The sequence below is a fragment of the Streptomyces sp. NPDC102270 genome, assembly GCF_044766405.1.
Lineage (GTDB): Bacteria > Actinomycetota > Actinomycetes > Streptomycetales > Streptomycetaceae > Streptomyces.
The window spans coordinates 1-10,014 of sequence record NZ_JBIWLX010000025.1 but is presented as its reverse complement, the minus strand read 5'-3'; the positions used below and the strand labels follow the sequence as shown (position 1 = coordinate 10,014).

The window sequence follows — 10,014 nt, the reverse complement described above, 5'->3', positions numbered from 1 at the left end:
GTAACCGGCCAGGGCGTCGAAGTTCTCCGCGAAGCCGTGGTTCTCGCACAGCGCGCGGAAGCGGGCGCTGATCTCGTCCGCCAGCCGGTGGTGGCCGCCGCGGCGCAGGCCGTCCTCGACGAGGACCGTGGCGGGGGCCCAGATCGGGCCGCGCCAGTAGCCGTCGGGAAGGTAGTGCGGCGAGGTCGGCAGCTCGGTGGCCAGACCGTACGGGGTCAGGTGGGCCTCGATCCGGCCGGCCAGCACGTCACTGATGTCCGGCGGCAGATGTTCGCCCAGCACGATGGGCATCAGGTCGAGCAGGCTGGAGGTCTCCCACGTGTCGCCGCTGTCGACACCGCGGGTGACGAACCGGTCGCCCGTCCAGAGCTGGTCGAGCATCGCCCGCTGGGTCTCCTCGGCGGCCCGCGTCCACCGAAGGGCGTCGTCCGGTCTCTCCAAGTACGTTGCCAGATCGGCGAGTTCACGCAGCTGGAGGGTGAGGAAGGCGGCCAGGTCCGCGGTGACGACCACGCGCTCGGGGTCGAAGGTGGTGGCGTTGTCCCAGCCGCTGTCGTTGCCGTGCTGGTAGTGCGGCAGGGCGGCCCCGGGAGCGCGCCGGGCGGTGAGCCAGAAGTCCGTCCAGCGTTCCAGCCGGTCGTACGTCCCGGTCAGCTCCGCCCGCTCCAGGGGGCTGGGCAGCCGGCGGCGCACATGGCCGAACGCCCAGCCGTGGATGGGAGGTTTGACGAAGTTGCGGAGCACCTCGGAGTGGGTGACAGAGTCGGGCAGGGCGCCGCTGTCGTCCTGGTGGTCGAAGGGCAGCTGGAACTGGTCCCGGGCCAGTTCGGGGCAACCGGGGGCCAGGGCGAGGGCGTTGAAGCAGTGGTCCCAGCTCCAGACCTTGTCCATCCAGTGCTTGGACATCAGGACACCGGGCCGGGTGACCAGACCGGCCGGGCGTACGGTCGCCGACCACAGGACGTAGGCGGCGAGTTCGGCGGCCGGGGTGGTGGACGAGCGCCAGGGGGCCACGGAGTCGACGAAGTCCGCGAAGGCGTTCCGCGTGGCCTCGACGACCTTGCCGAAGGCCGCCGTCGACGCGTAGGGCGGGCGGGCGGTGTCGAGTTCCTCGAGGGCGATCTCCCATTCGCCGTCCGCGTCGGCGGCGACGGTGACGCCCCGCTCGGCGCTGCCCAGGGCCTGGCTGCCGAACACCTCGGTCACCGTGCCGGACAGCAGGGTGATCCGGTAACGGCATCCGGTCTCGTACGAGGTGAACACGTACGCGTCGGCGGCCGCTTCGCGGTAGAAGTACGTCCCGCTGAACGGGGTCAGTGTCCGGGCCGCCGCCGAGATCCGCAGCGGCACGCCCGCACCGCGCAGTCGTACGGTGTCCGGCGTCTCGTAGGCGAGATCCACCCGCCCGGCCGGGCCGGTCCAGCTCAGCAGACCCGGTGTGGCCTCGACCAGGGTCTCGGCCCGCTCGCCCGTCGCGGGGTCGAGGGGCACGAGGCTCAGGACGGCGTGCATGCCGTTCTGGTGCGAGACGAGGTGGAGGTCCTCGGCGCGCGTCTTCTCCGCGAGCACGGGGGAGATGCCGAACCAGGAGCCGTGCGTGCTGAACGGGATGTCCTGGACGGAGAAGGCCGGGCCGGAGCGGTCGGCGGTCATGAAGAGGCACTCGTTTCTCGAGCAGGGATCGTCAGGGGGGAAGGGCCGCGCCGCGCAGGTCAGTCCTTGACGGCTCCGGCGGTGACGCCGGCGGCGACGTAGCGCTGGGCGAGGACGAGGATGACCGCGGCCGGCAGGGAGGCGACGACGGCGGTGGCCATGATGGCGTTCCACTGTTGGTTGTTGTTGCCGATGTAGTGGTAGATGCCGAGGGTGATCGGCTCGTGGGCGCCGCCGCCCGCGAGGGTGCTGGCGAAGATGAAGTCGGACCAGGACCACAGGAACGCGAACAGTGACACGGTGACGACGGAGTTGCGGCTCATCGGCAGCACGACGGACCAGAAGGTGCGCAGCGCCCGCGCTCCGTCCACCTGCGCGGCCTGGAGGAGTTCGCCGGGGATGCCGGACATGAACGCGGTGAAGATGAGCACCGCGAAGGGCACGGCGAGGGTGGAATCGGCGACGATCAGGCCGGGCACCGACTGGAGCAGGCCGAGTTGGAGGTAGATGGCGTAGAAGCCCATCGCCATGATGATGCCGGGGATCATCTGGGCGGCCAGGAGGACGAAGCTGAGGATGCCGCCGCCACGTGGGCGCAGTTTGGCCAGTGCGTAGCCGGCCGGGGCGGCCAGGGCCACGGTCAGGGCGACGGTGCCGAGGCCGATGACGAGGCTGGTGCCCAGGTAGGGCAACTGCTGGTCGAGGACGGCCCGGTAGCCCTCCAGGGTGGGGTGGGCGGGGAACAGGTCCGGCGGGCTCTTGCGCATGTCCTGGTCGCGGGTGAGGGACACGTTGAGCATCCAGTAGACCGGGAAGAGCATGATCCCGGTCAGCAGCAGACCGAGGGCGGTCTTCAGGCGGGTGGTCATGACAGCGCCTGCTTTCGCTGGAGACGCACGTAGATGAGGCCGAAGACCAGGGCGGCGAGCACGAGCAGGTTGCCGACGGCGGCACCGGGACCGAAGGCGGGCAGCAGGTTGCCGAAACCGAGCTGGTAGGACCAGGTGGCGAAGGTGGTGGACGAGTCGGCCGGGCCGCCCTTGGTCATGATCCAGATGATGTCGAAGACCTTGAGGGTGTAGACGAGGCCCAGCAGGAGGGTGATGGCGGAGACCGGGCGCAGCAGCGGGAAGGTGATGCGCCAGAAGCGCTGCCAGGCGTTCGCCCCGTCCAGGGCCGCCGCCTCGTACAGGCCGGCCGGGATGGACTGCAGGCCGCTGTGGAGCACGACCAGGTTGAACGGGACACCGATCCAGATGTTCGCGATGATCACCGAGGTCAGCGACCAGGTCGGCGAGGTCAGCCAGTTCACCGGGTCGACGCCGACCGCGTGCAGGACGGCGTTGACGATGCCGGAGTCGCTGTTGAGCATCCACGACCAGGTGGACGCCGACACGATCAGCGGCAGCAGCCAGGGCACCAGGAAAAGGGCCCGCAGAGTGGCCGAGAGCCGGAAGTGCCGGCTGAAGAAGACCGCCAGCGCCAGGCCGATGGCGTACTGGAAGACCAGGCACACGGCGGTGAACACCACGGTGTGCAGCAGCGCCGGCGCGAAGGTGGGGTCGTCGAAGACCGTCCGGTAGTTCGCCAGGCCGGTGAACGGGGCGTCGCCCCGCACGAAGGAGCGCACGGTGTAGTTGCGCAGGCTCAGGTCGAGGTTGCGGTACAGCGGATAGGCGTAGAAGAGGACGAGGTAGAGGGTCACCGGGGTGAGGAAGGCCCAGGCGGCCCACTGCGGGGAGGCGGGTCGGCGCCGCGCCTCGGGGGCCGCGCCCTTGGAGTCGGTCCGCGGGCGCGGCACCTGTGTCGTCTGGCTCATCAACTGGCCCTGAGGTGCGCTCACTTGACGGCGGACTGGGCGTCGGTCAGCGCGTCCTTCGGGGACTTCGAGCCGCTGAGCGCGGACTGGACGGCCTTCCACATCTGCTCGGAGATCTTGGGGTACTTGGTGCCCAGGTCGTCACTGGTGCGTCCCTTGGCCGCCTTGACCGCGGCGACCCAGGGCTTCAGCTCCGCGTTCGCGGCCACCTGCTTGTCCTGGACCTCGGTGGTGGGCGCCACGTAGGACAGGGTGGTGTCGGTGTCGTACAGGTTCTGGGTGCTGGTCAGGCAGGTCGCCAGCTTCTGTGCGGTGGCGTAGCGGCCGGTGTCGTCCTGCACCGGGAGGGTGACGAACTCGCCGCCGGTCGGGGCGGCCGCACTGCCGCCGGAGGCGCCCGGTATCGGGAGCACGCCGTAGTCGAGGCCGGCCTTCTTGGCGTTGCCGAGCTGCCAGGTGCCGTTCTCGGCGAAGGCGTAGTCGCCGGTCGCGAACTCCTGCCAGCTGGTCGTCTGGGTGTTGTTGAGGACCGAGTTGGGGGCGTAGCCGCCGTTGACCCAGTCCTTCCACAGGGAGAGCGCCGACTCGCCCTGCGCGGAGTCGAGTTGGGTCAGCTTCGCGCCCGCGCCCCAGAACCACGGCAGGAACTGGAAGCTGCCCTCCTCGGTACCGATCGCGGAGAACGTGATGCCCTTCTTGCCGGCCTTCTTCACCTTCTCCAGCGCCGCCGTCAGGGACGTCCAGTCCTTCACCGAGGCGATGTCGACGCCGGCTTCCTTCAGGACCTTCTTGTTGTAGTAGAGAGCGAGGGTGTTGGCGCCGATCGGGGTGCCGTACGTCTTGCCGCCCGACTGGCCGGCCGCGAGGAGGTTCGGGTCGGCCTTCGAGGTGTCCAGCTTGTTCTCGTCGGTCGTGGTGAGGACGCCCCCCTCGGCCAGGGTGGAGACGACCGGGTTGTCGACAATGAGGATGTCCGGGGAGTTGCCCTGCTGGGCCGCCAGCAGGGCCTTGTTCGTCAGGTCGCTGGTGTCGAAGCCGGTGCGCTTGATCTTCACGCCCGCCGCGGTGCCGCACTTGTCGAGCAGCTTCGTCCAGGCCGAGCCCTTGGCGAACTGCGGGTACGGGTCCCAGACGGTGTAGGTGCCGCTGTCGGCGCCCTTGGTGCCGCTGCTGCCCGAGCCGGAGCCACAGGCGGTGACGCCGGTGGCGACGGCCAGGGAGATCAGGACCGCGGCGGTCGGACGGTGCCGTCTGGAGAAGCTGTTCATGGCGGGTTCCTTCGGTCTGTGGCATGCGGGTGCCGCGGCGGTGGGTCGCGCGGAGAAAGGGGCACCGCGAACAACGCCGTCGGGTGTTCGGGCGTCAGCGGTGTGACGGGTGACGAGTACGTGAGGGACTGATCAGGTCTGCGGGGTCCCCGCGGGGCCGGTGCTGGCCCGCAGCGAGATCGGTGGGGTCAGGAGGTGCTGCCGGGGCGGCGCGTCGGAGTGGTCCAGCCGCTCCACGAGCAGGTCGACGGCGAGCCGGCCCATCTCGGCCGCCGGTACGTCGGCCGCGGTGAGCTGCGGGGTCACCGTCTCCGCCCAGCGGTTGGCGACGACCCCGGTGACGGAGAAGTCGCGCGGCACATGGCGGCCCGCATGGGCGAGCCCCCGGTAGAGGCCGCCCAGAGCGGCCTCGTTCAGGGTGACCAGGGCCGTGGTGGCCGGGTCGTCGTGCAGGATCCGTTCCACGCAGGCCTGGCCCGCGGCGGCGTCGTCCCCGCAGCAGTACGTGCGGACCGTCAGCCCGCGTTCGGCCGCGGCCTTGGTGAAGCCGTCCAGGCCGCGGTGCGCGGACTCGTACCCGGTCCTCAGGAGTTGTTCGGGCCGATTGACGAAGGCGATTCGGCGGTGGCCGAGGTCCGCGAGGTGATGGACGCAGGCCGCCGCCAGCGCGGTGTGGTCGAGGGCGACGTACCAGCCGTCCTCCGGGTGGGCGGTGCGGCCGATGGCGACGGAGGGGAAGCCGAGCGCGGCCAGGTGATCGGCCCGGTCGTCCGCCAGCCTGATCTCCATCAGGATCGCGCCGTCGACCCGCCGCTCCCCCAGCAGCCGCTGGAAGGAACGGTCGCTGTCGACGCCGCTGGGCGAGAGCAGCACGTCGTAGTCGTAGGCCGCGGCGGCCTCCACCACGCTGCCGATGAAGTCCAGTTGCATGCCCGTGTAGTGGTTCCCGGCGGGCGGGAACACCAGGCCGAGGGTGCTGGTGCGGCCGTTGGCCAGGGCGCGGGCGCTTGCGCTGGGCCGGTAGTCCAGCTCGTCGACGATCCGCTGGATCTTCCGGCGCGTGTCCTCCGACACGGGGCGCTTGCCGCTCAGCGCGTAGGACACGGTGCTGCGAGAGACACCGGCCCGCCGGGCGATCTCACCGATGTTCACGGCGACTCCTCGGGACAGGGCGACCGGCTGTCGAACCGGTTCGCGTGAAAGTGAACGTAGGAACTGCCCGGGCCGGTGTCAATACTCGTGCAGCAATCCCTGGTGGGAACCGAGCGGTGGCGAGATCTCTGTGTCGAAGGGATTGCTGGCCGGATGCCCCGGTGCTAGCTTCGCCGAACCGGTTCGGCGCAGTCGCCCCGCGGCGACTCCCCCGCCGCGCCTGTCACAGAGCCGCCCACCCGCCTCCCTCTCCCTGCTTCTTGTCCCCCCACGCCCGCCTGGATCGAATCGGTTCGACGGCGACCGAGGCGTGCCGACCCGAACCCGTTACTCGACGATGAGGACGAATCCATGTCATCCGCTGACAGAGCCACGCGCCGCCGCGCGCCGGCCGCCATGGCGCTGGCCCTCGGCGCGGGCCTGCTGGCCGCGCCCGCCGTGCCCGCGCACGCGGCCGAGGCGCCCGGGCCCGCCGCCCGCTACACCTTCGACCAGGACGACCTCGCGTCCGGAAACATCACCGACAGCTCCGGCAACGGCCTGACAGCGAGCCTGGTGAACGGCTCGACGGCCCGGTCCGTCGCGGGCCCTGACGGCGGCAGGGCGCTGGATCTGCCCGGCGGGGCGCCCACCTCCGACGGTGCCTACGTCCGGCTGCCCCGCGAAGTGGTCGGCGACGCGAGCGACCTGACCGTCTCCGCCCGGGTGAAGTGGAGCGGCGACAAGTCGTCCTGGCAGCGCATCTTCGATCTGGGCACCGACACCAGCAGGTACCTCTTCAGCACGCCGTACAACGGCAACGGGCTCTTCCAGACCTCCGTGACCACCGGCGGAGGCGGCGCCGAGACCCAGGTCCGCGGCTACGCGGCGCTGCCCGCGGACGCGTGGCGCACGGTCACCGTCACCCTCGACACCACCGCGGGGCGGCTCACCACCTACCTCGACGGTGTGGCCGTCTCCTCCGCCGCGACCGCCATCAAGGCCAAGGACCTGCTGAGCGGTTCGGCGACCGCCGCCGGCTACATAGGCAAGTCCCTCTATCCGGACCCGCTCCTCAAGGGCGCCGTCGACGACTTCGCCGTGTGGCACTCGGCGCTCAGTGCCGAGCAGGTGGCCGGCCTGGTCGGGACCGTGCCGGCCCTCCAGGACCTCTCGAAGACGTCCTTCGACGTCCGTACGACCGACGGGACCGCCCCGGCCCTCCCGGCCGTCGTCCGCGCCACCTACTCCGACGGTTACGACCGTGACACGCCTGTCACCTGGGACGCCGTACCGCCCGAGAAGTACGCCCAGCCGGGGACCTTCACGGTGGCCGGAACCGCGGCCGGGCGGGCGGTGAAGGCGAACGTCACCGTGGTCCGCGAGGGACAGCTCACCGTCGACCTCGGTTCGGACACCGGGGCCTTCCACGGCGGCGCCTCCGGCACCCTGTACGGCGTGTACGGACCGGACGTGCCCACCAACAACCTCATCGAGGGCATGGGCCTGCGCACCGTCTCCACCAAGGCGCAGGACGGTCCGCAGCACCCCGGCGCCGACGCCCTGGACGTGGTCAAGCCGCTCGCCGACTCCACCGACGGCGACGTGTACATCTACATGACCGACATCCACCGCGGCTTCCCGTACGAGTGGCCCGGCAGCACTCCGCAGGAGAAGCTCAAGCTCTACGAGGCGAAGATCGCCAAGCAGGTCGACCAGGTGCTCCAGCTGCCGAAGCAGTACCAGGACAACATCGTCTTCGTGCCGTTCAACGAGCCCGAGGGCAACATGTTCGGCACCGGCGAGTGGAGCTACGACAAGGTCAGCTGGCTGAGCGACCCCAAGGCCTACTTCGCCGCCTGGGACGAGGCCTACAGGCTCATCAAGGGCAGGATGCCCAGCGCCCGTATCGCCGGCCCCAACACCAGTGTCCTGTACGACCAGGTGAAGGGCTTCCTCACCCACGCCCTGGCCGCCGGCACCCTCCCGGACGTCATCACCTGGCACGAGCTGAGCCACCCGGAGGCGGTGCGCACCAGCGTCGCCAAGTACCGGGTCTGGGAGAAGGACCTGTTCAAGGGGACCGACCGCGAGGGCACCCAACTGCCCGTCAACGTCAACGAGTACGCCTTCAACTACCACACCTCGGTGCCCGGCCAGATGATCCAGTGGGTCTCCGCGATCGAGGAGTCCAAGGTGGACGCCGACATCGCCTACTGGAACATCGACGGCAACCTCTCCGACTCCGCGGTGCAGTCCAACCGCGGCAACGGCCAGTGGTGGCTGCTGAATGCGTACGCCTCGATGAGCGGACACACCGTGACGGTGAACCCGCCGTTCCCCGGCGAGAACTACACCATGCAGGGCGTGGCCACGCTGGACGAGAAGAAGAAGCAGGCCCGGCTGCTCTTCGGCGGCTCCACCGGCAAGGGGCACATCACCTTCGCGGGCGTCCCGAAGAAGCTCTTCGGCACGAACGTGCACGCCTGGGTGCGGGAGATCGAGTGGAGCGGACAGGTCGGCGACTCCTCCGGCCCGAAGCTGCTCACGGAGACGAACCTGAAGGTCGCGGACGACGGCACGGTCGTCGTCGACTTCGGTGCCGGCGCGCTGCCGAAGCTGAAGGAGTCCTCGGCGTACGAGATCGTCCTCAGCCCGGCCGGCAAGGCGGCGAAGACCCAGTCGCCGCCGGTGCGTTGGCAGGGCTCCTACGAGGCGGAGGACGCGGCCCACACCGGGTCCGGCTACTCGAGGAACGGCCCGGAGGGCTCCACCTCCGACGTGTCGAAGTTCTACACCTCGGGCGGCTACGACGTGGGCGGGCTGCGCACCGGCTCGGACGTCACGCTCGACTTCACGGTGGACGTGCCCGAGGACGGCACCTACGACCTGAGCGTTTTCGCCAACTCCCTCAACACCTTCGACAAGGTGAAGGAGCAGGGGCCCACCAACGTCTTCCTGCGCGTGGACGGCCAGGCCGGCACCGAGCAGCAGCTGTACCTGCCGCTCGGCTACAAGTGGGTGGTGTGGGACCACACCGACACCAAGGTGAAGCTCACCAAGGGCAAGCACACCCTGACGCTCGCCGCGAAGAGCCTGGACGGCAAGCGCGTGGCGAAGGGCGACGCCATCGTCGACCGCCTCACCCTCGCCCTGCCGGGCGCCTCGGCCGGCACGCAGGTGCACGAAGGCGAGTTGGCCTGGCTGTCCGGCGGAGCACAGCCGGTCTACAACCTGCCGGGCTCGGGCTCGGGCGCGGGCGCGGCCCGGGTCGCCAAGGGCCAGAGCGCCACGTTCTGGGTCTACTCCCCCGCCGACCGTGAGGCGACCCTCCGGGTCGACACCCTCGGCGGCACCGGCGCCCGGCTCTCCGTCAACGGACACGACGTCCTGCGCCTGGCCAAGGACAGGAACAGCGTCGCCGTCTCCCTCTCCGGAGGCGTCAACAAGGTGACGCTGACGGGCGGTTCGTCCGCCACCCTCCTCGACCGCCTCACGGTCACGCCGAGCGAGGGCGCGCTCAAGGCGCGTACGTACGAGGCCCAGAACGCCGTGCTGGCGGGATCGGCCACGCTCACCCCGCTGTCACTCGCCACCGACGGCACGGCCATCACCGGCATCGGCGGGGACCCGGGCAACGGCAACACCGCGACGTTCACCGTCACCGCGGACAAGGCAGGCCTGTACGCGCTGCGCGTCCGCTACTCCAACCCGGAGCAGTCCGAGGCCACCCACTACAACCCGGACCCGCTGGCCCGGCACGCCGACATCAGCGTCAACGGCGGCGAGACGCGGCGCGTCGGCTTCCCGCACAGCTTCCACCAGAACAACTTCTGGGAGCTGACCGTCCCGGTCACCCTGAAGAAGGGACAGAACACGATCCTCTTCCGCTCCGAGGAGCTGCCGAACTTCGACGGCACGACCTACGCCTCGGACACTTTCCCGGGCGTGCTGCTGCGCTCCCGCTACGCGCCGCTGATCGACCGGATCACCGTGGCGCCGTATGCGCGGGAGGTGCGGTGAGGTGATCCGTGGCCCCGGGGGGGGCGGGGGGGGGCCCCCCGGGCCGGGGGGGGGGGGGGGGGGGCGGGGGGGGGGGCGCGGCCGCGCCCCCCCCCCGGGCGCCCCCCCCGCCCACACACC

6 protein-coding genes are annotated in these 10,014 nt (G+C 70.4%); 1 reads left to right on the top strand and 5 read right to left on the bottom strand.

Annotated features, from left to right (window positions below; genetic code table 11):
* From ACIRP7_RS39615 to ACIRP7_RS39595, 5 genes are all read right to left on the bottom strand, one after another.
* Nucleotides 1-1,653: amylo-alpha-1,6-glucosidase (locus tag ACIRP7_RS39615; protein ID WP_403669991.1), on the bottom strand; the 1,653-nt coding region annotated here is incomplete at its 3' end.
* Between the two features lie 59 nt (nt 1,654-1,712).
* Nucleotides 1,713-2,522, bottom strand: coding sequence for a carbohydrate ABC transporter permease (locus tag ACIRP7_RS39610; RefSeq protein ID WP_403669988.1), 810 nt, complete (start codon nt 2,520-2,522; stop codon nt 1,713-1,715).
* The gene (locus tag ACIRP7_RS39605) at nt 2,519-3,472 is read right to left on the bottom strand and encodes a carbohydrate ABC transporter permease (RefSeq protein ID WP_403669985.1); all 954 of its coding nucleotides are present in this window, start codon (nt 3,470-3,472) and stop codon (nt 2,519-2,521) included. The genes ACIRP7_RS39610 and ACIRP7_RS39605 overlap by 4 nt, the downstream gene beginning before the upstream one ends.
* A gap of 20 nt (nt 3,473-3,492) precedes the next feature.
* Complete coding sequence (locus ACIRP7_RS39600; RefSeq protein WP_403669982.1) at nt 3,493-4,740, bottom strand: extracellular solute-binding protein; 1,248 nt, start codon at nt 4,738-4,740, stop codon at nt 3,493-3,495.
* Between the two features lie 132 nt (nt 4,741-4,872).
* Nucleotides 4,873-5,892, bottom strand: coding sequence for a LacI family DNA-binding transcriptional regulator (locus ACIRP7_RS39595; RefSeq protein ID WP_403669979.1), 1,020 nt, complete (start codon nt 5,890-5,892; stop codon nt 4,873-4,875).
* A 396-nt stretch (nt 5,893-6,288) separates the two neighbouring features.
* Between ACIRP7_RS39595 and ACIRP7_RS39590 the strand changes: the two genes are divergently transcribed.
* Nucleotides 6,289-9,894, top strand: coding sequence for a LamG-like jellyroll fold domain-containing protein (locus ACIRP7_RS39590; RefSeq protein ID WP_403670249.1), 3,606 nt, complete (start codon nt 6,289-6,291; stop codon nt 9,892-9,894).
* Nucleotides 9,895-10,014 lie beyond the last annotated feature (120 nt).

Coding starts and splice junctions, on each gene's coding strand:
- ACIRP7_RS39605 (WP_403669985.1), bottom strand. CDS start 3,472: ATGAGCCAGACGACACAGGTGCCGCGCCCGCGGACCGACTCCAAGGGC.
- ACIRP7_RS39600 (WP_403669982.1), bottom strand. CDS start 4,740: ATGAACAGCTTCTCCAGACGGCACCGTCCGACCGCCGCGGTCCTGATC.
- ACIRP7_RS39610 (WP_403669988.1), bottom strand. CDS start 2,522: ATGACCACCCGCCTGAAGACCGCCCTCGGTCTGCTGCTGACCGGGATC.
- ACIRP7_RS39590 (WP_403670249.1), top strand. CDS start 6,289: ATGGCGCTGGCCCTCGGCGCGGGCCTGCTGGCCGCGCCCGCCGTGCCC.